This window comes from Streptomyces nanshensis (genome assembly GCF_001751255.1).
Taxonomy (GTDB): Bacteria; Actinomycetota; Actinomycetes; order Streptomycetales; family Streptomycetaceae; genus Streptomyces; species Streptomyces nanshensis_A.
Map to the genome: position 1 here is coordinate 1 of NZ_LJGW01000438.1, position 21,050 is coordinate 21,050.

At 73.4% G+C, this 21,050-nt stretch carries 19 protein-coding genes and 1 pseudogene; 12 read left to right on the plus strand and 8 right to left on the minus strand.

The window, feature by feature from the left end:
- From AN218_RS27880 to AN218_RS27890, 3 genes and pseudogenes are all read left to right on the plus strand, one after another.
- Positions 1–334 (plus strand): annotated as a pseudogene (locus AN218_RS27880) (hypothetical protein); the annotation flags it as partial.
- Between the two features lie 107 nt (positions 335–441).
- Positions 442–1,362, plus strand: coding sequence for a carbon-nitrogen hydrolase family protein (locus AN218_RS27885; protein ID WP_079132668.1), 921 nt, complete (start codon positions 442–444; stop codon positions 1,360–1,362).
- Between the two features lie 86 nt (positions 1,363–1,448).
- A complete protein-coding gene (locus AN218_RS27890) occupies positions 1,449–2,141 on the plus strand; it encodes an HAD family hydrolase (RefSeq protein WP_079132669.1) in 693 nt (230 codons plus the stop codon).
- Here the strand turns inward: AN218_RS27890 and AN218_RS27895 are convergent.
- Complete coding sequence (locus AN218_RS27895) at positions 2,123–2,347, minus strand: hypothetical protein (RefSeq protein ID WP_070019890.1); 225 nt, start codon at positions 2,345–2,347, stop codon at positions 2,123–2,125. The genes AN218_RS27890 and AN218_RS27895 overlap by 19 nt on opposite strands.
- A 233-nt stretch (positions 2,348–2,580) precedes the next feature.
- On the opposite strand from AN218_RS27895, the gene AN218_RS38825 reads away from it, so the two are divergent.
- On the plus strand, positions 2,581–2,964 hold the full coding sequence (locus AN218_RS38825) for a cold-shock protein (protein WP_070019891.1): 384 nt from the start codon (positions 2,581–2,583) through the stop codon (positions 2,962–2,964).
- A gap of 62 nt (positions 2,965–3,026) precedes the next feature.
- Here the strand turns inward: AN218_RS38825 and AN218_RS27905 are convergent, their stop codons facing one another.
- The 3 genes from AN218_RS27905 to AN218_RS27915 are packed head-to-tail and all read right to left on the minus strand — an operon-like array spanning position 3,027 to position 5,958.
- Positions 3,027–3,893 (minus strand): 1,4-dihydroxy-6-naphtoate synthase, encoded by an 867-nt coding sequence (locus AN218_RS27905; RefSeq protein WP_107421594.1) that lies wholly within the window; start codon positions 3,891–3,893, stop codon positions 3,027–3,029.
- Entirely contained in the window at positions 3,890–4,591 is a 702-nt protein-coding gene (locus tag AN218_RS27910) for a futalosine hydrolase (RefSeq protein ID WP_070019893.1), read from the minus strand. Before AN218_RS27910 ends, AN218_RS27905 begins: the two co-directional genes overlap by 4 nt.
- A 26-nt stretch (positions 4,592–4,617) precedes the next feature.
- Positions 4,618–5,958: an MFS transporter gene (locus tag AN218_RS27915; protein WP_079132670.1), complete on the minus strand. Its 1,341-nt coding sequence runs from the start codon at positions 5,956–5,958 to the stop codon at positions 4,618–4,620.
- A gap of 475 nt (positions 5,959–6,433) precedes the next feature.
- Here AN218_RS27915 and AN218_RS27920 point away from each other — a divergent pair, with 475 nt between their 5' ends.
- The 4 genes from AN218_RS27920 (at position 6,434) to AN218_RS27935 (ending at position 12,957) form a co-directional block, all read left to right on the plus strand.
- Positions 6,434–7,324 carry a DUF3027 domain-containing protein gene (locus AN218_RS27920; RefSeq protein WP_070019895.1) on the plus strand — a complete coding sequence of 297 codons (891 nt, stop codon included), beginning with the start codon at positions 6,434–6,436 and terminating at the stop codon, positions 7,322–7,324.
- Positions 7,325–8,068: 744 nt separating this feature from the next.
- A complete protein-coding gene (locus AN218_RS27925; protein WP_070019896.1) occupies positions 8,069–11,218 on the plus strand; it encodes a sacsin N-terminal ATP-binding-like domain-containing protein in 3,150 nt (1,049 codons plus the stop codon).
- A gap of 97 nt (positions 11,219–11,315) precedes the next feature.
- Positions 11,316–11,939 (plus strand): dihydrofolate reductase family protein, encoded by a 624-nt coding sequence (locus AN218_RS27930; protein WP_070019903.1) that lies wholly within the window; start codon positions 11,316–11,318, stop codon positions 11,937–11,939.
- A gap of 43 nt (positions 11,940–11,982) precedes the next feature.
- Complete coding sequence (locus AN218_RS27935; RefSeq protein ID WP_079132671.1) at positions 11,983–12,957, plus strand: phosphotransferase enzyme family protein; 975 nt, start codon at positions 11,983–11,985, stop codon at positions 12,955–12,957.
- Positions 12,958–12,961: 4 nt separating this feature from the next.
- On the opposite strand, the gene AN218_RS27940 is transcribed toward AN218_RS27935, so the two are convergent.
- The 3 genes from AN218_RS27940 to AN218_RS27950 form a co-directional block, all read right to left on the minus strand.
- Positions 12,962–15,523, minus strand: coding sequence for an HAD-IC family P-type ATPase (locus tag AN218_RS27940; protein WP_070019897.1), 2,562 nt, complete (start codon positions 15,521–15,523; stop codon positions 12,962–12,964).
- Positions 15,524–15,544: 21 nt separating this feature from the next.
- Entirely contained in the window at positions 15,545–15,871 is a 327-nt protein-coding gene (locus AN218_RS27945; protein ID WP_070019898.1) for an ANTAR domain-containing protein, read from the minus strand.
- Between the two features lie 236 nt (positions 15,872–16,107).
- Positions 16,108–16,365, minus strand: coding sequence for a DUF2530 domain-containing protein (locus AN218_RS27950; RefSeq protein ID WP_070019905.1), 258 nt, complete (start codon positions 16,363–16,365; stop codon positions 16,108–16,110).
- Between the two features lie 304 nt (positions 16,366–16,669).
- Here AN218_RS27950 and AN218_RS27955 point away from each other — a divergent pair, with 304 nt between their 5' ends.
- Positions 16,670–18,094 (plus strand): NCS2 family permease, encoded by a 1,425-nt coding sequence (locus AN218_RS27955; protein ID WP_070019899.1) that lies wholly within the window; start codon positions 16,670–16,672, stop codon positions 18,092–18,094.
- Here the strand turns inward: AN218_RS27955 and AN218_RS27960 are convergent.
- Complete coding sequence (locus tag AN218_RS27960; protein WP_070019906.1) at positions 18,087–18,302, minus strand: ribbon-helix-helix protein, CopG family; 216 nt, start codon at positions 18,300–18,302, stop codon at positions 18,087–18,089. The genes AN218_RS27955 and AN218_RS27960 overlap by 8 nt on opposite strands.
- 147 nt (positions 18,303–18,449) lie before the next feature.
- Between AN218_RS27960 and AN218_RS27965 the strand changes: the two genes are divergently transcribed.
- From AN218_RS27965 to AN218_RS27975, 3 genes are all read left to right on the plus strand, one after another.
- Complete coding sequence (locus AN218_RS27965; protein WP_070019900.1) at positions 18,450–18,914, plus strand: MarR family winged helix-turn-helix transcriptional regulator; 465 nt, start codon at positions 18,450–18,452, stop codon at positions 18,912–18,914.
- Between the two features lie 116 nt (positions 18,915–19,030).
- On the plus strand, positions 19,031–20,668 hold the full coding sequence (locus tag AN218_RS27970; protein ID WP_244900762.1) for an MFS transporter: 1,638 nt from the start codon (positions 19,031–19,033) through the stop codon (positions 20,666–20,668).
- Between the two features lie 61 nt (positions 20,669–20,729).
- On the plus strand, positions 20,730–21,050 hold a 321-nt coding region (locus AN218_RS27975; protein ID WP_171908817.1), incomplete at its 3' end, for a 2'-5' RNA ligase family protein.

Sequence of the window (21,050 nt, forward strand, 5' to 3'; positions counted from 1 at the left end):
CGTGGTCGAACTGGCCGCGGTGGTCCTGCTGCTCGCGGGCGCCGCCGTCGGCTCGCTGATTCCGCTCGGCGCGGGATGGCTGGCGGCCTGGTGGTCGCCGAGGCTGCGCCGTACGGAGGCCAAGTGGGCCGCGGCGGGCATGCCCGGCCTGGTCGTGATCGGCACGATGGTGTGGCTGTGGGGCCGCTCCGACCGCCGCTGGGGCGAGCCCCTCCGCCAGGGCGGCGACGCCCTCGGCCAGGCGCTCACCGAGACCTGGCCGGTCCTGCTCCGTATCGCGGCGGTCGCCAGCGCGCTCTTCCTGCTCTGGCGGGCCCGGCGGCCGAGGGTGTGAACGCCCGCCGTACGTACGGAAGTTGACGCACGGGGGGCGGGCCGCCCCGCCCCCGCCGCCGCGAAAACTCGGTGCCCGGCCCCGCGCCCGCGTGCCACGCTGCACGGGTGACCAGGCTGACGGTGGCGACGTGCCAGTTCCCTGTGGACGCCCGCATCGAGCGCAACTGCCGTTACGTCATGCGGCAGATGAGGACCGCGAAGGAGCGGGGCGCGCAGCTCGTGCACTTCCCGGAGGGCGCCCTCTCCGGCTACGCGGGCGCGGACTTCGAGGACTTCCGGGGATTCGACTGGGAGTCGCTGGAGTCCGCGACCCGGCGCGTGCTGGCACTCGCCGCCGAACTGCGCCTGTGGGTGGTGCTCGGTTCGGCACACCGGCTGACCGGTGAACACAAGCCGCACAACAGCCTGTTCGTCGTCGACGACACCGGCCGCATCGCCGACCGCTACGACAAGCGCTTCTGCTCCGGCGACCCGGAGGGCCGCACCGGCGACCTCGCCCACTACACCCCGGGCGACCACCCCGTGGTCTTCACCGTGGGCGGCGTCCGCTGCGCCACGCTGATCTGCTACGACTTCCGCTTCCCCGAGCTGTACCGCGACTACCGGCGGCAGGGCGTCCAGCTCGTCCTGCACTCCTTCCACGCCGGCGGCCTCCCGCCCGGCAAGGTCGCCGCGATCCGCGAGGCCGTCGGCGAGGACGTACTGCGTTTCAACACCGCCGACACCTACCCCGGCATCACCATGCCGGCCTCGGCCACGGCCGCCGCCGCGGCCAACCACTTCTGGATGAGCTGCCCCAACTCCTCGGCGCGCCACAGTTGTTGGGGCGCCTTCTTCGTACGGGCCGACGGCGTCACGACGGGGCGGCTGCCGCGCGGGCGTACGGGTGTGCTGCTCTCCACGGTCGACACCGGGGCGCCGCTGTACGACTCCACCGCGCACTGGCGGGACCGTGCCATGGCCGGGGTCCTCCACAGCGGCACGACGGTGCGGGATCCGCGCTCCGCCGACCGCACCGGCCTCTGAACGGCCGGCCACCCGGCCGCTGCCCGGCTCCTGACCGGCGGTGATCCCGCTGTCGTGAACCCCGTACGCCCGTGCAGGATGGCCCCATGGCACCGCACGACAGCGCCCACGGTCCCCACGCCCGGCTCACCGCGTCCGGCGGCCCGGACGCACCCGTCCCCACCGTCGGCTTCGACCTCGACATGACCCTCGTCGACACCCGCCCCGGCATCAGGGCGGCCTACGAGGCGCTGTCCGCCGAGACCGGCAGACACATCGACGCCGCCCTGACCGTGACCCGCCTCGGGCCGCCGCTGGAACAGGAGTTGGCGCACTGGTTCCCCGACGAGGAGATCCCGCGGGTCGCCGAGCGCTACCGCGAGCTGTATCCGCAGCATGCCGTCGGGCCGTCCCCCGCGATGCCCGGCGCCCGTGCCGCCGTCGCGGCCGTACAGGAGGCGGGCGGCCGTGCCGTGGTCGTCACCGCCAAGCACGAGCCCAACGCCGTGCTGCATCTGGAACACCTCGGCATCGGGCCCGACGCCGTCGCCGGCTGGCTGTGGGCGGAGGCCAAGGCGGAGGCGCTGCGGGAGTTCGGCGCCAGCGTGTACGTGGGGGACCACACCGGGGACGTGCGCGGTGCCCGTACCGCCGGTGCGCTCTCCGTCGCCGTGCCGACCGGTCCCTGCGGCGCGGACGAGCTGCGCGCGGCGGGCGCCGACGTCGTACTGGACGGCGGCCTCGGCGACTTCCCCGCCTGGTTCGCCGACCTGCTCGCCGGCTACCGCTCGCGGCGCTGACTCCTGGCCGTCCGCACCAGCCCGGCGGCGGCCAGCACGAAGCCCACGCCCATCAGCATGCAGACGAAGTAGGCGGGCGCGGGGAAGGGTTCGGTGCCGAGGAAGAGCGGGGCCACGGTGACCACGGTGGCGAGCGCGCCGATCAGGAAGACGACGCCCCCGCACCGCACCAGAAGATCCCCGGGGCCGGACGTTTCAGTGTTCACACGGCCAGGGTAGATCGGTGGGCAACCGTACGGAGGAATCGATCGGTGGCACCCCGGACCCCGAGAGGCCCGGGATACGCCCCCGGGTCAACCGGGCACCGGGGGATTAGCCTTGGTGGTGAGCGGGTCATTCGGCCCGCTCAACTTGCTCTCCGGAGCAGGGTTCAGGACGAGATCACACAGCTTTCAGGACGCAGCCGAGGCTGCCCGGCAGTACGAGGACGAGGACAGACGTGCCTACCGGCAAGGTCAAGTGGTTCAACAGCGAGAAGGGCTTCGGCTTTCTCTCCCGCGACGACGGCGGCGATGTCTTCGTGCATTCCTCCGTGTTGCCCAGCGGGGTGGACGCGCTGAAGCCCGGCCAGAAGGTCGAGTTCGGCGTCGTCGCCGGGCAGCGCGGTGACCAGGCCCTCTCGGTGAGCGTGCTGGACCCGGCCCCCTCGGTCGCGGCGGCGCAGCGCCGCAAGCCCGACGAGCTGGCCTCGATCGTCCAGGACCTCACCACGCTCCTCGACGGTGTCGCGCAGGGCCTGGAGCGCGGGCGCTACCCGGACAAGCAGCACGGCCGCAAGATCGCCGGGATGCTGCGGGCCGTCGCCGACCAACTCGACGTCTGACGCCGCCGGTTCGCGACGGCGGGGCGACGACGGCACGGCGGCCGTCAGGGCGCGGACCGCGCTCAGGCGGGCGGCGGCGGAAACGCCAGCGCCTCGTCCCGCAGCGGCGGCACCAGCCCCTCCGCGGCGGCCCGCGTCAGCAGTCCCCGTACGGCGGCGACGCCGTTCTCGCCGAGGTCCGCGGTGAACTCGTTGACGTAGAGCCCGATGTGCTGGTCCGCGACCGCGGGGTCCATCTCCTGCGCGTGCTCCAGCACGTACGGACGGGACGCCTCCGGGTCCTCCCACGCCATCCGTACCGACGTGCGCGCCGCCTCGGCCAGCTCCGTCAGCGTCGCCGTGCCCAGCGAGCGGCGGGCGACGATGGCGCCGAGCGGGATGGGCAGGCCCGTGGTGTGCTCCCAGTGCTCGCCCATGTCGGCCGCCTTGTGCAGCCCGTACTCCTGGTACGTGAAGCGCGCCTCGTGGATGACGAGCCCCGCGTCGACGCGTCCGTCGCGCACGGCCGGCATGATCTCGTGGAACGGCAGGACGATCACCTCGCCCACGCCGCCCGGGACTTCGTCGGCCGCCCACAGCCGGAAGAGCAGATACGCGGTCGAGCGCTCGCTCGGCACCGCGACCGTGCCGCCCTTCAGCGCGCCCGGCTCCACCGCGTCCCGTGTGAGCACCAGCGGACCGCAGCCCCGGCCGAGTGCGCCGCCGCAGGGCAGCAGCGCGTACTCGTCCAGGATCCACGGCAGCACCGCGTACGAGACCTTGAGGACGTCGCCCTCGCCGCGCTCGGCCATGCCGTTGGTGACGTCGATGTCGGCGAAGGTGACGTCGAGCGGCGGTGCGCCCGGCACACGGCCGTGCGCCCAGGCGTCGAAGACGAACGTGTCGTTGGGGCACGGGGAGTAGGCGATCTGCAGCGGCGCTGTGCTCATGCTCTCCATGCTCGCAGCACCGGCAGCATCGCTGCACAGCCGGTCCCGAGGGCGGTCAGCGCCTCGGGGATCCGCCACGCGGCGCGGTCCCTGGGCCCGACGGCGTTGCTGACGGTACGCAGCTCCAGCACCGGTACGCCGTGCGCGGCGGCGGCCTCCGCGACCCCGAAGCCCTCCATCGCCTCGGCCACCGCGCCGGGGTGCCGGGCCGCCAACTCCCGTGCGCGCTCTGCCGTTCCGGTCACCGTCGAGACCGTCAGCACCGGTCCCCTCGCTGCACCGGTCGCCTCGGCGACGGCCCGTACGAGACCGGGCGGCGGACGGTGCTCCGTCACGCCGAAGCCCAGCTCGGTCACGGAGGCGAAGCCGTCCGGGGTGGTCGCGCCGAGGTCGGCGGCGACGATCGACGAGGCGAGGACCGTGCCGGCGAGCGGCTGTCCGAAGCCGCCCGCGATGCCGGCGGAGACGGCGAAGGCGAAGGGTTCGCCGTGGGCGGCGGCGGTGGCCAGCGCGGTGGCGGCGCCCGCGGCGGCCGCGGCCGGACCGACCCCGGCGGCGAGGACGTCCACGTCCACGTCCGCGGTGGCGTCCGCGGTGGCGTCCGAGGTGTCCCGCCCGTCCGAGGCGTCCAACCCGGCGAGCACCGCGTCCCGTTCCGCGGCGACGGCGGTGACGATCAGAATCCGCGGACGGCGCATGGCCGCAGGCTACCGGCGTACGGGCGTCAGGCGACGCGGGGGTGCGGGGTGCCGTGCCGGGCGGCGCGGAGCAGATTCCGTACGGAGAACACGCCGCCCGCGGCGATCAGCACCGCGCCGACGGCCATCCCCAGCGGAGCGATCAGCGGCAGCGCGATGCCGAGCCCGCCGCCCACGACCCACGACATCTGCATCAGCGTCTCCGAGCGCGCGAAGGCGGACGTACGGATCTCCTCCGGCATGTCCCGCTGGATCAGCGCGTCCAGCGACAGCTTGCCGAGCGCCTGCGCGATCCCGGCGGTCAGCGCGACCACCGCGACCGTGACCGTCCCGTAGACGAGCGCGGCGGTGACGCTCGCCGTCAGGGCGCAGGCCAGTACGCCCGCGATGATCACCTCCGGGCCGCGTGCGCGGAGCCAGGAGCCGATCGCGGTGCCCAGCGCGTTGCCGCCGCCGGCGGCGACGGCCACCAGACCGAGTGAGAAGGCGCCGGAGAGTCCGGTCAGCGGCTGGTCGCGCAGCAGAAAGGCGAGGAAGAAGGTGAGGAAGCCGGACAGGGCGCGCAGCGCGGAGTTGGCGACCAGCGCGCTGCGCACGGACATCCCGACGGTGCGCAGCCCGGGCCGCTTCTCGTCCTTGCCGCCGTTCTTGCCGTTCTTTCCGTTCCTTGCGTTCCTGTCGTTGCCCGTACGGCTGCCCGCGCGGCCGACGATCCGCGGGGCGGGCGCGAGGCGTGCCTTGCGTTCGCCCTTCGCCGAGTCGACCTTCCCGGGCAGCGAGAAGGAGAGGAAGGTCCCGAGGACGAAGACGGCGAAGGCCCCGTACAGCGGCAGCGCCGGGCCGAGTTGGTGCAGTCCCGCGCCGAGCGGCGCCGCCGCCCCCGTGGCCACCAGTCCCGCGAGCGTCACGCGCGAATTCGCCTTCACGAGCGAGAACGTCGGCGGCAGCAGCCTCGGCACCACCGCGGAGCGCACCACTCCGTACGCCTTCGACGACACCAGCACCGCCAGCGCCGCCGGATACAGCTCCAGACCGCCGGAGGCCACGGCCCCCGACATCGCCAGCGCGAGCAGCGCCCGCGCCAGCATCGACGCGGCCATCGCGGCCCGCCGCCCGTGCGGCACCCGGTCCAGCAACGGGCCCACGACGGGGGCGAGCAGCGCGAACGGCGCCATCGTGACGAGGAGATACAGCGCGACCCGGCCCCGTGCCTCGCCGGTGGGGACGGAGAAGAAGATCGTCGAGGCGAGGGCGACGGTGATCAGCATGTCGCCCGCCGAGTTCACGGCGTGCAGCTCGATGAGCTTGCCGAGTCCGGACTCCCCGGCGCCCTCGGCGTGAGTGAAGCGGCGCAGGCGGCGGGCCATCGCCGCGGGTGGCCGGCGTACGGCACGCGCGGCCCCGCGAAGCAGACGACGACCGCGTCCAGGCTCGGCAGCCACGAGCTTCAGTCTGCCCCACCGGCGGTGACGGATGCGGACGGTCCACGCCGTACGGACAGTTCGTACGGTCCGGGGCGTGGTGCGGGGTGTGCTCCAGGGCGTGGTCCAGGCGGGACCCGGGCCTGATCCGGGGTGGGCTCCGGGACGTACGGAATCCTCCGGGCCCCCTCGGGGATCCCGGCGGGCGCGGGCGCGATCCCTCCGGAACGGGCGGCCTGATCCGTGGGGTAGCGTGGTTGACGGTGTGCTCCGCACGGCCCCGAGCGGGGCGCGGACGTCCGTAGCGGCCCCCGGGTCCCGCTCCGTCCGCAAACCGCCCGTCCCCTACGCGGCCGCCGTACGGAAGTGCACGCCGATGACGGCGCTATGGCGTAGGAGAGACGATTCTTGTGAGTGCTGCATGACCGCCGCGACGCGAAGCGGCCGTACCCGCCGCGCCCCGGCCCCCGACCGGCTCTGCGCCGAAGCCGTGGATCTCGCGCGCGAGGCCGTCGAGGCCGCGGCCGGACCCGGGGAGGTCGGTGATCACATCGAGGTCACCGCGGACGGGGACCGCGTCGTCACCCACTTCTTCGAGTGCCGCGAGACCGCGTACCGGGGCTGGCGCTGGGCGGCGACGCTGACCCGCGCGTCGCGCGCGAAGACGGTCACCCTCGACGAGACCGTCCTGCTGCCCGGCCCGGACGCGCTGCTGGCCCCCGAGTGGGTCCCCTGGAACGAACGTCTCCGCCCCGGCGACCTCGGGCCCGGCGACCTGCTGCCGACGGAGGCGGACGACCTCCGGCTGGAGCCGGGCGTCGCGGCGGGGGCGCCGCGCGGGGTGGCCGCGGACGGGGTCACCGGGGCGCCGGGCGTGACGGAGGAGGCCGAGGAGGTCGCCGAGTCCGTCGGCGCGGACCTCGAACCGGTCTCCCCGAGCGAGATCGTCCCGCCGCCGGACCGCGGCACGATCGTGGCCGTCGCGGAGGAGCTGGGCATGGGCCGCCCGCGCGTCCTGTCGCGTTACGGGCTGGAGACGGCGGCCGAACGCTGGGACGAGGAGTACGGCGCGGGCACGAGCATGGCCCAGTCGGCGCCCGCGAGTTGTGTGACGTGCGGCTTCATGATGCCGCTGGCGGGGACGCTGCGGCAGGCGTTCGGCGTCTGCGCGAACGAGTACAGCCCGGCGGACGGCCACGTGGTCTCCCTGTCGTACGGCTGCGGCGGCCACTCGGAGGCGGCGGTCATGCCGAGGGCGCCCCAGCCGCCGCCCCCGGTGATCGACGAGACGCGGGCGGACGAGCTTTCGTAGTCGGCGGCGTGCGCGGTCGGTTCGTTGGTGGTTCCGGGGGCGGGTCGCTCCGCTGTCCCGTCCCCTCGCTCCGCTGGGGAGACCCCAAGCGTCCCGCCCCCTCCTNGCCCTCTCGTCCCGAGTCCGCCCATGGCCGTCAAATGCCGCTGTGCGTCGGCGGCTTGAGGCCGCCTTCTCTCGTACGTCCGAGCAACTACGGCCGTACGTGGGCCCGTTCGGGAGCAGGACGACGGCGAGTAAAACCAGGGGTGTTGTCGGGTAGAGCCGCTGCTCGACGAGGGCGCTCCCCGCGTCCGCGGGGATGGTCCCCCCGCCGGCGGCCGTGGCGACCGGCCCCGTGAGCGCTCCCCGCGTCCGCGGGGATGGTCCCGTCAACACCCGCGGCGCCATGAGCGCCCTGCGATGCTCCCCGCGTCCGCGGGGTTGGGTTCCCTAACCGATCCATGCAGGGCCGTAGTTGCCTGGACGCATGAGCGAGACGGCTCCAAGCCGCCCACGCACGGCGGTAGTTGACGGCGGTGGGCGCACCCCGACGAGAGGGTCAGACGCGCGACGGGACGGCCGGAGGGGGCGGGACGCGCAGGGACACCGGAGCGGACCGCCCCCGGAACCACAACGCACCGCCACGCACCCCGGACCGCCCCCGGAACCACAACGCACCCCGAGGCGACCCACACCCGGCCCGAGCCGTCAGGCGGATGCCGTAGCGTCCACCGGACACCGCGAGTGAAGGAGAGAGCGGCCATGGCCCTGGAAGAACCGCCGGGAGGCGGAGACGTGTTCGGGACGGCGCGGCTGCGGCGTGGTGTGCTGGACGCCTGGACCGCCTCGCCCGCCCGGTTCCGTGAGGACGCCAACGCCGAGCAGGAGCTGGCGCTCGGCGGCTACCGGGACCGTCTGGTCATCGAGTTGGCGCAGAACGCCTCGGACGCCGCCGCCCGCGCCGGCACCCCCGGCCGCCTCCGGCTCACCCTCCGCGACGGCGTGCTCGTCGTCGCCAACACCGGTGCCCCGCTGGACGCGAGCGGCGTGGAGTCGCTGTCGACGCTGCGTGCCTCCGCGAAGCGGGACGACGAGGACGTGGCGTCGGTGGGCCGGTTCGGCGTGGGCTTCTCGGCCGTTCTCGCCGTCAGCGACGAACCGGCCGTCCTGGGCGCGACGGGCGGCGTGCGGTGGTCGCTGGACGCGGCGCGGGAGATGGTCCACGAGGCGGCGCGTGAACAGCCCGCCCTGGAAGAGGAGTTGGCCCGCCGCCAGGGGCACGCGCCGCTGCTGCGGCTGCCGTTGCCCGCGGAGGGCACCGCGCCCGAGGGGTACGACACGGCGGTGCTGCTGCCCCTGCGGGACGCGGACGCACGGGAGTTGGCGGAACGGCTGCTGGCCGCCGTCGACGACGCGCTGCTGCTGACGCTGCCCGGCCTGGACGAGGTCGTCGTGGAGACCGGGGAGGGCGTGCGGACGCTGACGCGGCACGCGGACGGCCCGTTCGTCGACGTACGGCACGACGGCGGCGACGTGCGCCGCTGGCGGGTGGCGCAGGAAAGCGGCGTCGCGGAGCCGGAGTTGCTGGAGGACCGTCCCGTCGAGGAGCGCACCCGCCGCACCTGGTCGGTGACGTGGGCGGTGCCCGTGGAGGACGGCGGTCCCGTGCCGCCGCCGACGCAGCGGTGTGTGCACGCGCCGACCCCGACGGACGAACCGCTCGGCCTGCCCGCGCTGTTGATCGCCAGCTTCCCGCTGGAGTCCACGCGCCGCCATGTCGCGCCGGGCCCGCTCACGGACTTTCTGCTGGAGCGCGCGGCCGACGCGTACGTACGGCTGCTGCGCGAGTGGCGACCGGTGACGCACGGCGTGGTGGATCTGGTGCCGGGCCCGCTGGGCAAGGGCGAACTGGACGGCAGGCTCCGGCAGTTGCTCCTCGCGCGGCTGCCCTCGGTGCCGTTCCTCGCGGGCGCCGCCCGGGACGAGGACGGCGAGCCCGTCGTCCTGCGGCCCCGCGAGGCGGAGATCGCCGAGGGCGCCGGCGCGGAGACCGTCGGCGTGCTGGCGGAGCTGTTCCCGAGTCTGCTGCCCGCGGGCCTGGAGCGCCGCCCGGAGCTGCGCGCCCTGGAGGTCGCGCGGGTGCCGCTGGGCGAGGTGATCGACCGGCTCGCGGGTGCGGTACGTCCCCCGCAGTGGTGGCGGCGGCTGTACGACTCGCTGGCCGGCGTCGATCCGGACCGTCTGACGGGACTTCCGGTGCCGCTCGCCGGCTCCGGGCGTACCACGATCGGTCCGCGGCAGGTGCTGCTGCCGCTCCCGGACGCGTCGCCGGCGACGGAGCGTGCGGCGACGCTGGCACGGCTCGGGCTGAAGGTCGCACACGAGGACGCGGTGCACCCGCTGCTGGAGAAGCTGGGCGCGACGGGCGCCACGCCCCGCGCCGTGCTGACGACGCCGCAGGTGCGCGCGGCCGTCGCCGCGTCGCTGGACGACGGCGACGCGTGGGACGGCGGCCTCGCCGAGGAGGGCGAAGGGCCGCTGGACGCCGAGGAGTTGGCGGAGGTCGTGCTCGGCCTCGTACGCGACGCGGGGCTCGCGCCCGGCGACGAGCCGTGGCTCGGTGCGCTCGCACTGCCCGACGAGGAGGGCGAGTTGGCCCCCGCGGGTGAACTCGTTTTCCCCGGCAGCGACTTCGAGCGCGTCATCCGTGAGGGTGAACTGCCCGCCTGCGACGCCGAGTTGGCGGAGCGCTGGGGCGAGCAGCCGCTGACGGCGGTGGGCGTGCAGGCCGGCTTCGTACTCGTACGGGCCACGGACGTGGTGCTCGACCCGGACGAACTGGAGCCGCGCGAGGGCGACTTCGCCGAGCCGGACGACGTGGGCCTGCTCGACGCGGTCGACGTGTGGTGCGAGGACGTGCTCGACCGGCTGCCCGAGTCGCAGACGGCGGTGCCGCCGGTCGCCGCGGAGCTGGTCGCCGTACGCGACCTGGACCTGGTCGACGACGACTGCTGGCCGGAGGCGCTGACGCTGCTCGCCCGCCCGCCGCTGCGGGACGCCCTGACCGCGCCCGTACGGGTGCTGCTGCCGGACGGCGTGACGGAGACCGTACGTCCGTACACCGCGTGGTGGCTGCGCGGCCACCCCGTGCTGGACGGACGGCGCCCCGCGGGTCTGCGCGCGGCCGGTGCGGACCCGCTGCTGGACGGGCTGTACGAGGAGGCCGAGGCGGACTTCGGCGACGCCCAGGTGCTGCGCGCTCTCGGCGTCCGTACGTCCGCGACGGCCCTGCTGGAGGAGCCCGGCGGCGCGGCGGAGCTGCTGGAGCGGCTCGCCGACCCGGACGCCGAAGTGGACCACGTCCAACTGCACGGCCTCTACGGGCTGTTGGCGCGGCTCGACCCCGAAGAGGTCACGCTCCCGGACGCGTTGTGCGCCGTACGGGCCGGGAGCGGCGCCGTCGAGGTGGTCCCGAGGGAGGAGGCCCTCATCGCGGACGCCCCCGATCTGGTGCCCTCGGCCCGCACCCGTGCGCTGCTGCCCGTCCCGCCCCGGCACGCCGCGGACCTGGCGGCCGTACTGGAGGTGACGCGGCTGAGCGAGGCCGTGCCGGGACGGATCGACACCGCGGCCTCCGGCGAGGGCACGGAACGCGAAGTGCCGGACGCGGTGCGGCTGTTGCTGCCCGAGGCGCCGCGCACCTACCGCGAACACGACGAGCTGGTCGTCGACGGCGAGGACGCCGAGTGGCGGCGCACCCCGGACGGCGTGGTGCACGCGGCGACGCTGGAGGGCGTGGCCGCCGGGCTGGCCTGGGCGTCGGGCCGCTGGGCACGCCGCTTCGAGGTGGCGGCGCTGCTGGAGGACCCGGAGCGGGTGGCCGAGCTGGAGCGGGCCCGCTGGTTCGACTGACGGTACGGGCCGCGCCCGTGCCGCACGGGACTGCTCCCGGCCGGGGACATGCGGCGCGGAAGCGATGACTTCCGCGCCGCGCACCGGTCCCTACGGCATGACCACACTCACCCTCACCAGCTTCCTGACCCTGGACGGCGTCATGCAGGCGCCGGGCGGCCCCACCGAGGACACCAGCGGCGGCTTCGAGCAGGGCGGCTGGGTCGTCCCGTATGCGGACGCCGACATGGGCGCCTTCGTCGCGCGCACCATCGGCGCCGCCGAGGGCTTTCTGCTCGGCCGCCGTACGTACGAGATCTTCGCCGGGCACTGGCCTGCCGTCACCGACCCCGACGACCCGGTGGCCGCCAAGCTCAACACCCTCCCGAAATACGTCGCTTCGCGGACGTTGAGCAGCGTGGAGTGGCACAACTCGACGCTGCTCGCCGGGGACGTACCCGAGCAGGTCGCCGAGCTGAAGAAGCGGCCGGGCGGCGAGCTCCAGATCCACGGCAGCGGCGCGCTCGCGCGGTCCCTGATGGAGCACGACCTCATCGACGTCTACCGGCTGCTGGTCTATCCCGTCGTCCTGGGCAACGGCCGGCGGCTGTTCGCGGACGGCGCGCTGCCCACCGCGCTGAAGCTGACCGACTCCACGACCACCGGCACGGGCATCGCGATCCACACCTACGAGTGGGAGGGGCGTCCCGAGTACGGATCGATGGAGCTGCGCGACGAGTAGGCCCGCGCCGCCGCCCCTTCCGTACACGGCCTACGCTGCACGGATGGCCGGAGGCGAGCAGAGCGGACGCGAGGACCGCGAGGACTGTGAGAACCGCGAAGACTGCGAGGACCGCGAGGACGGTGACGACGGGGCGCCGCGCCCTCCCCTCACCGAGCGGCGGGCGCGGGCGCTGCTCGCGTCCGCGGGCGAACAGGCCGACGGCGCACGGCTGTTGGCCCTCGGCGAGAACGCCGTCCTCGCCCTGGAGCCCCCCGGTGAGGAGCCGGTCGTCGTACGGATCGGACGCGACGCGTCGCTGCGCGAGCGCGCCGAGCGCGAACTGCGCGTCGCCGCCTGGCTGGAGGAGCAGCAGGTGCCCGCGGTACGGGCGGCACGTCCCGGCGTCACCGTCGTCGACGGGCATCCGCTCACCTTCTGGCGGCGCCTGGCGGAGCCCGTACGGGAGGCGGTGCCGGCCGACCTCGCCGGGCTGCTGCGCCGCGTACACGCCCTGCCCGCACCGCCGTTCACGCTGCCGCCCCGCGATCTGCTCTCCGGCGTGGAGCGCTGGCTGCGGCTGGCCGGGGACGCGGTGCCGCCGGCGGACGCCGCGTATCTGCGGGCGCGGCGCGACGAATTCGCGGCCGCTGCCGCCGAGTTGACGCCCGTACTGCCACCGGGTCCCGTGCACGGCGACGCCCTGCCGCGCAACGTCCATGTCGGCCCGTACGGACCGCTGTTGCTCGATCTGGAGACCTTCGCCGACGATCTGCGCGAACACGATCTGGTGGTGCTCGCCCTGAGCCGGGAGCGCTACGGGCTCGACGAGGCGGCCTACGCGGACTTCGTACGGGCCTACGGCTGGGACGTACGGGAGTGGCCGGGCTGTGCGGTGCTGCGGGGTGCGCGGGAGACCGCGGCCTGTGCGTGGGCGGCGCAGCACGTCCCCGGAAACCCGGCGGCGGGACGGGAGTTCGCGCGCCGGGTGGACTCCCTGCGGCGGGCGGACGCGACGGTGCGCTGGTACGCGTGCTGACCGTTCACGTCCCGCGCCGCTCGCGCCTCCCGTACCGCCGGGACCGCCGATCCCGCCCCCGCGGACCGTTCTCACCGGGACGGGTCACCCAGCGCCAGGCGACCTCCAGCGCCGCCGCCGCGACCGCCGCCACGGCGAGCGCGGTCAGCGGCATCACCGTCCCCGTCAGCCGCAGCGCGAAGAACCGCTGGAGCACCGGGAAGACGAGCACGGCGACGAAGCCCAGCCCCATCGCCGCCACCAGCAGGATCCGCCACCAGCTATAGGGACGGGCGACGATCGCCAGCACCCACATCGCGATCAGGAAGAGCGTCAGCGTCGCCACGCTCGTCTCCGCCATGAGCGACCCGCGCCCGGTGTAGTGGTGGCGCGCCAGCAGATACACGGTGAAGGTCGCCGCCCCCGCGATGAGCCCGGCCGGCACCGAGTACCGCATCACCCTGCGGACGAAGTGCGGCTTGGCGCGCTCCCTGTTGGGCGCGAGCGCGAGGAAGAAGGACGGGATGCCGATGGTCAGCGAGGACAGCAGCGTCAGATGGCGCGGCAGGAACGGATAGGGCACCTGCCAGAGGATCACCAGCACGGCCAGCAGCACCGAGTAGACGGTCTTGGTCAGAAAGAGATTGGCGACGCGCTCGATGTTGCCGATGACCCGGCGGCCCTCGGCCACGACGGACGGGAGCGCGGCGAAGCTGTCGTCGAGGAGCACGATCTGCGCGACGGCACGCGTGGCCTCCGAACCGGTGCCCATCCCCACACCGATGTCGGCGTTCTTCAGCGCCAGCACGTCGTTGACGCCGTCGCCCGTCATCGCCACGTGGTGGCCGTGCTCCTGGAGCGCGCCGACCATGGTCTGCTTCTGCTGCGGCGAGACCCGTCCGAAGACGGTGCCGCTCTCCAGCGCGCGCACCGTCCCGGCGGTGTCCTCGGGGAGCCGGGCGGCGTCGACGGGGTTCTGCGCGCCGGGCAGCCGCAGCTTTCCGGCGACGGCGCCGACCGAGACCGCGTTGTCCCCGGAGAGGACCTTCGCGGTGACGTCCTGGTCGGCGAAGTAGCCCAGGATGTCGCCCGCGTCGGGCCGCAGCCGCTGCTCCAGTACGACGAGCGCTGCGGGAACGGCGTCGTCCACGGCCTCCGGTGCGTCCGGCGCATGTCCGCTCGCGGCCAGCAGCAGCACGCGCAGCCCCTCGCGGCTGAGCGCGTCGACGTCGGCGGAGGCGGGGTGGCCGGACGGCAGCAGGACGTCGGGGGCGCCCAGCAGCCAGGTACGGCGGGTGCCGTCCGGCGCGACGAGGGTGGCGCCGCTGTACATGCGGGCGGAGGAGAACGGCAGCGACTGCGCGGTCTGCCAGGCCGTCGCCCCGTCTCCGGGCCGGTCGCCGTCGGGAGGGCCGAGAGGGTAGGCGTCGACGATGGCCTGCATGCTCGCGTTCGGACGGGGGTCGGCGGCGCCGAGGGCGGCGAGTACGTGCTCGACGTGGGCCTGCCCGTCCCCGGCTCCGTCCCCGCTCACCGGGTCTGCCGGGGCCGCGGGGTCTGCCGGGTCCGCGGCGTCCGCGTGCGTCCCGTCCCCGTCCGGCAGCATCCGCAGCTCGGCGACGTCCATACCGCCCTCGGTCAGCGTGCCCGTCTTGTCGAGGCAGACGACGTCGACGCGCGCCAGCCCCTCGATGGCCGGCAGCTCCTGTACGAGGCACTTGCGCCGCCCCAGCCGTACGACCCCGATGGCGAACGCGATCGACGTCAGCAGCACCAGCCCCTCGGGCACCATCGGCGCGATCCCGCCGACCATCCGGCGCACCGCGGACGCCGGATCGTGCCGCCCGACGAAGAGCTGGCTGAGCACGAGCCCGATCCCCGTCGGCACGATCACCCACGTCACGTACTTCAGCAGGTCGTTGATCCCGTTGCGCAGCTCGGAGTTGACGAGCGTGAAGCGCGAGGCCTCCTCGGCGAGCTGCGCGGCGTACGCGTCCCGCCCCACCCGCGTCGCCGTGCACGCACCGCTTCCCGCGACGACGAAGCTCCCCGACATGACACGGTCGCCCGGCGCCTTGGCCACGGCGTCGGCCTCGCCGGTCAGCAGCGACTCGTCGATCTCCAGACCGTCCGCCTCGGCCACCTCGCCGTCCACGACGCACTTGTCGCCGGGCCGCAGCTCGATGAGGTCGCCGAGCACGATCTGCGAGGTGGAGACGGCGGCCTGCTCGCCGTCCCGCCGTACGACGGGCCGCACTTCGCCGATGACGGCGAGGTGTTCCAGGGTCCGCTTGGCGCGCAGCTCCTGGACGATGCCGATCAGGGTGTTGGCGACGATGACGAAGCCGAAGAGGCTGTCCTGCACCGGACCGACGATGAGGATGATCACGAAGAGGACGCCGATGATGGCGTTGAAGCGGGTGAGGACGTTGGCCCGGACGATGTCCGTGAGGGAGCGGCTGCTGCGTACCGGCACGTCGTTGATCTCTCCGCGTGCCCTGCGCTCCGCCACCTCGGCGGCGCTCAGCCCGCGCAGGGGGCCGTCCCCGGAGTCCGTCCCGGCGGCGGCGCCCGTCCGCTCCGTCATGTATCAGACGGTACGGGCGTTTTACGCGCCCTGCTCTGTCTCGTCCTTCTCGTTCTTCTCGTCCGGCTTCTCGTCTGACTTCTCATCCGGCTTCGTGGCCTTCAGGGCGGCGCGGAGCGCGGAGCGCAGCGGCTCGTCCAGCGACTGCCCCTGCGTCGTGCCGACGAGTGCCGAAGCGACCCTGTGCAGCTTGGTGTTGGTCCGCTGGGAGACGGCGACGAGGACCTCCCAGGCGCGGTCGGGCGTGCAGCCGTAGGCGGCCATCAGCACACCGTGTGCCTGGTCGATGACCGGACGCGTCTCCATGGCCCGCCGCAACTGCTCCAGCTCGGCATGCCTCTCGTCCACGTCGTCCCTTCCTGCCCCTCTGCCGGCCCGTCGCCGGAGCGGTCGACGGCCCACGGCCCACCGCCCACAGCTCATGGCGCGCGGCAGGAGCGGCCGGGGCCGTGGATGCGGTGGGTCGACGGGCATATGCCCGTCGGCGTGATCATACGCACGGCGCCGGTACGGGCAGCGGCCCCCGGGACCGGGCCGCCGTGGGTGCCGGGCGTGCTCGGACGGAACCGTTCAGACGGAACCGCTCAGGCCGAGTCCTGGGCCTCGCGCCGGATGGCCCGCTCGCGGGCCCGTACGTACCAGAGGCCGAGCAGTCCGAGCCCGGCGCCCGCCGCGCAGGTCCAGATGAACCAGGTGTGCCCGTGGTCCTCGTACCAGCCGTAGAAGGGGAGTTGACCGAGGAAGAGCAGGAGCCAGACGCCGATGCCGACGAGGACGGTGCCCCTGACCGGGCCTTCGAGCGGCTCGGGGGCCTCCCGCTGGCCGTCGGTCCACCGGTTCATCAGGCCCATGGACGCAGCTTCCTCTCACGTTCGCGGGGCGGCGGGATCCGCGTCGTACGCCGCCGGGCGCGGGGATCGGGCAGGGGGAACAGCCTATCGAGCGGCGTCGGCGTGCGGGAGGCCGGTGGCCGTGGGCGGCCGAAGGGCCCCGTCTACGCGCGGAGATGGCGTTCGCCGAATCGACGTCCTCATACTGAGGCGGATTGGGATGTGGCCGGAATCAGCCGTGACCAGGTCCGAATCTGATCGCTCTTGCACATCGGCCCGCCGTGCGCGGACCGCACCGCACCATCGAGGTCACGGTATGCCCTCCACGGCCGCCGCCCCGGTCGACCGTTTCTTCCAGATCTCCGAACGCGGCTCCACGGTCACCCGGGAACTGCGCGGAGGTCTGGCCACCTTCTTCGCGATGGCCTACATCGTCGTACTGAACCCGATCATCCTCGCCTCGGCCGAGGACAAGTTCGGTCATCGCCTGGACAACGCCCAACTCGTCACCGCCACCGCGCTGATCGCGGGGATCACCACCGTGCTGATGGGCGTCGTCGGGAACGTCCCCATCGCCGTCGCCGCCGGGCTCGGCATCAACGCCGTCGTCGCGCTCCAGCTCGCACCGAAGATGAGCTGGCCGGACGCGATGGGCATGGTCGTGCTGGCCGGGCTCGTGCTGATGATCCTCGTCGCCTCCGGGCTGCGGCAGCGCGTGATGGACGCGATCCCGAACGGCATACGGCGCTCCATCGCCATCGGAATCGGCCTGTTCATCTCGCTCATCGGCCTCGTCGACTCGGGCTTCGTCACCCGCAACCCGGACTCCGCGCACACCACCGTGCCGCTCGGGCTCGGGCAGGGCGGACAGCTCACGGGGTGGCCGGTCCTGGTCTTCGTGCTGGGGCTGGCGCTGATGTTCGTCCTCGTGGTCCGCAAGGCGCGGGGCGCGATCCTGATCGGCATCGTGACCATGACCGTCGTCGCGATCGTCGTGAACGCGGCGGCGGACATCCCCGAAGCGGACTGGGGTCTCAACGTCCCGAAGGTGCCCGAATCGGTCGTCGGCACCCCGGACTTCGGCCTGATCGGTCAGGTCAGCCTCTTCGGCGGCTTCAAGGAGGTCGGGGTGCTGACCGGCGGCCTCTTCGTCTTCACCGTGCTGCTGTCGGGCTTCTTCGACGCGATGGGCACGATCATCGGCGTCGGCGAGGAGTCGGGGCTGACCGACGAGAAGGGCCAGCTTCCGCGCATGGGCCGCATCCTGATGGTGGACGGCGTGGGCGTCGCGGGCGGCGGTCTCGGCTCGTGCTCGGCGAACACCTGCTTCGTCGAGTCCACGGCGGGCGTCGGCGAGGGCGCCCGTACGGGGCTCGCCAACATCGTGACCGGCGGCCTCTTCCTGCTCGCGCTCGTCTTCACCCCGCTCGCGACGATCGTGCCGCACCAGGCGGCCACCCCGGCGCTCGTCGTCGTCGGCTTTCTGATCATGGCGTCGAACGTCGCCTCGATCGAGTGGGGCGATGCGACCGTCGCCGTGCCGGCGTTCCTGACGGTGATCGCGATGCCCTTCACGTACAGCATCACCAACGGCATCGGCGTGGGCGTCCTGGCCTTCGTGCTGCTGAAGACCGCGACCGGACGGATCCGCGAGGTGCCCTGGCTGCTCGGCGCCGTCGGGGCGTGCTTCCTCGTCTACTTCATGCTCCATCCGATCGAGCAGGCGCTGGGCGTCAGGTAGCCGTCCGGCGGGACGAGACGGACGAGGCGGCGGAGGCGAAGAATCTCTCCGTCTCCTCGACGGAGGTCTGGAGACGTTCGTCGAAGTCGTCGCGCACGAGCGCACGGACCACATAGTCCTGGACGCTCATGCCGCGCTTGGCGGCGTGGGTGTGCAGCCGGTCGAACAGGTCGCTGTCCATCCGCAGGCTGAGCACCTTCGAGGTCATCGACGTCATGCGTCCACGGTCCCGGGCGGCCCCGGGGTGACGTGTCAGATTTCCGTGCGAAGTCACTCGTATGTGTGAGCTGTTGGACAGTGCGTGACCTCGCCCCTCGCCTGTTCTTTAGGCCAGGTAATGAGTTACGCTAACGACATGCCGGAAACCCCCCAGCAACATGCGACCGGCGCTCGCGCGGACGACCTCGACACGGCAGCGGTGAACTCGCTGCGTACCGCGATCATGCGCCTGTCGCGGCGCCTGCGGCACCAGCGCGTGGACGAGTCGCTGAGCCCCACGGAGATGTCGGTGCTCGGCACCCTCGCCCGGTGCGGATCGGCCACCCCCAGCGAGCTGGCCCGCAAGGAATACGTCCAGCCGCCGTCGATGACCCGCATCGTCGCGATGCTGGAGGCGAAGGGGCTCGTACGGCTGGAGCCGCACCCCGACGACCGCCGGCAGAAGACGGTCACGCAGACCGAGCGCGCCGAGTCGATGCTCGCCGCCAGCCGCGAGAAGCGGAACGCCTGGCTGGCCGAGCTGGCCGGACGGCTCGACGATGACGAGTGGGAGCGGCTGCGGGCCGCGGCCCCGGTGCTGGAGAAGCTGGCGCACTCGTAGGACGAGGGGTCCGCGGGTCACGCGCCCCGGCGCGCGGCAGCGCGCCTGTCAGGAGACGTACGGCACGACGGAGACGAGCAGACGACGAACACGGACCGACGAGGAGGCGAAGGCGATTGAGTACGGGCCACGGAACAGATTCCGCACCCGCACCCGATGACAGGCCCCAGAACCGGCAGCAGAACCGGCAACAGAACCAGCAGCAGAAGCGGCAGCCGGACCGGCGTCCGGACGAGCCGCGGGACGGGATACCGGGCGATGTGCCCGACGACGTGCCCGACGACCTGCCGGACGAGCTGAACGCCCCGGCGGCCGGCCGTGACGCACGGGCGGCGGCGAGCGAGGACGGCGGACGCACCGCCTGCCCCGGCCCCAAGCCGTCGATGTTCTCGTCGCTGCGCATACGCAACTACCGGCTGTTCTACATGGGCCAGGCCGTCTCCAACACCGGCACCTGGATGCAGCGCATCGCCCAGGACTGGCTGGTGCTCAGCCTCACCGGATCCGCGACCGCCGTCGGCATCACCACCGCTCTGCAGTTCCTGCCGCTGCTTCTCTTCGGCCTCTACGGCGGCGTCGTCGCCGACCGCTGCGACAAGCGCCGGCTGCTGCTGATCACGCAGTCCGTCATGGGCTTGACGGGTCTCGCGCTCGCCGCGCTGACGCTCAGCGGCAACGTCCACGTCCTGCACGTCTACGTCCTGGCCTTCGTGCTGGGCCTCGCCACGGTGCTCGACAACCCGACCCGGCAGACCTTCGTCTCCGAGATGGTCGGCCCCGGGCAGATCGGCAACGCGGTCTCGCTCAACTCGGCGAACTTCCAGAGCGCCCGGCTCGTCGGCCCCGCGATCGCCGGTGTGCTGATCTCCGCCGTCGGCAGCGGCTGGGCCTTCCTCTTCAACGGGCTCTCCTTCCTCGCCCCGCTGGCCGGGCTGCTGATGATGCGCACCAGCGAGATGCTCCCCGTCGAGCGCGCTCCCCGTACCAAGGGCCAGCTCAGGGAGGGCCTGAGCTATGTGCGCAGCCACCCCGAGCTGATGTGGCCCATCATCCTGGTCGGCTTCATCGGCACCTTCGGCTTCAACTTCCCCATCTGGCTCACCGCGTTCACGGACAAGGTCTTCCAGGAGGGCGCCGGTACGTACGGGCTGCTCAACACGCTCATGGCCGTCGGGTCCGTGGCGGGGGCGCTGCTCTCCGCGCGGCGCGGCTCCTCCCGTATGCGGCTGATGGCGGGGGCGGCGCTGCTCTTCGGCGTACTGGAGACGGCGGCGGCGCTCTCCCCGTCCTTCTGGCTCTTCGCGGCGCTGATGGCCCCGATCGGGATCGTGGGTCTGACCTTCAACGTCACGGCCAACTCCAGCGTGCAGATGGCCTCCGACCCGGCGATGAGGGGCCGGGTGATGAGCCTGTACATGATGGTGTTCATGGGCGGTACGCCCATCGGCGGCCCGATCATGGGCTGGGTCACGGACACCTTCGGCGTACGCGTCGGCTTCCTCTCCGGCGGGGTGATCTCGGCGGCGGTCGCCGTCGCGGTCGGACTGGCGCTGGCGCGGGCGGGCGGTCTGCGGCTCCGGGTGGATCTGCGCCGCGGGCACCGGCATCTGACGTTCGTGCCGCGTGACGCCTCGGCCGTCGTCGGGGATGCGGGAGACGCCGGGAGGGGCCAGGGCTCCGGGAGCGCCGGCGAAGCCGGGGACGGCGCCGGTTCCGTGGAGCGTGATCCGCGCGGGGTGCGGTCCGCGGCGTAGCGGCCGAGCTGCCCGTCGCCCCTCTTCCGGAACCGCGCCCGCCCGCGGGCATGCTGGGGCCATGAGACTCTTCACGGCGCTGCTGCCGCCGGCGTATGTGCTCGACGGCTCCGGTCAACTCGCCGACCAGGTCGCGGCGTTGCGTTCCCTGGCGGGTGCGGAAACGCTGCGCTGGACCGAGCGTGCCAACTGGCACATCACGCTCGCCTTCTACGGCGAGGTGGACGAAGCCCGGTCGGACGGACTGCGTGAGCGCCTCGCCCGTGCCGCCCGCCGCGGTCGCCCGCTGCGGCTGCGGATCGCGGGCGGCGGGCACTTCGGCGAACGGTCGCTGTGGGCCGCCGTGCAGGGGGCGGACGCGGACGGGCCCGGGACGTCGGGG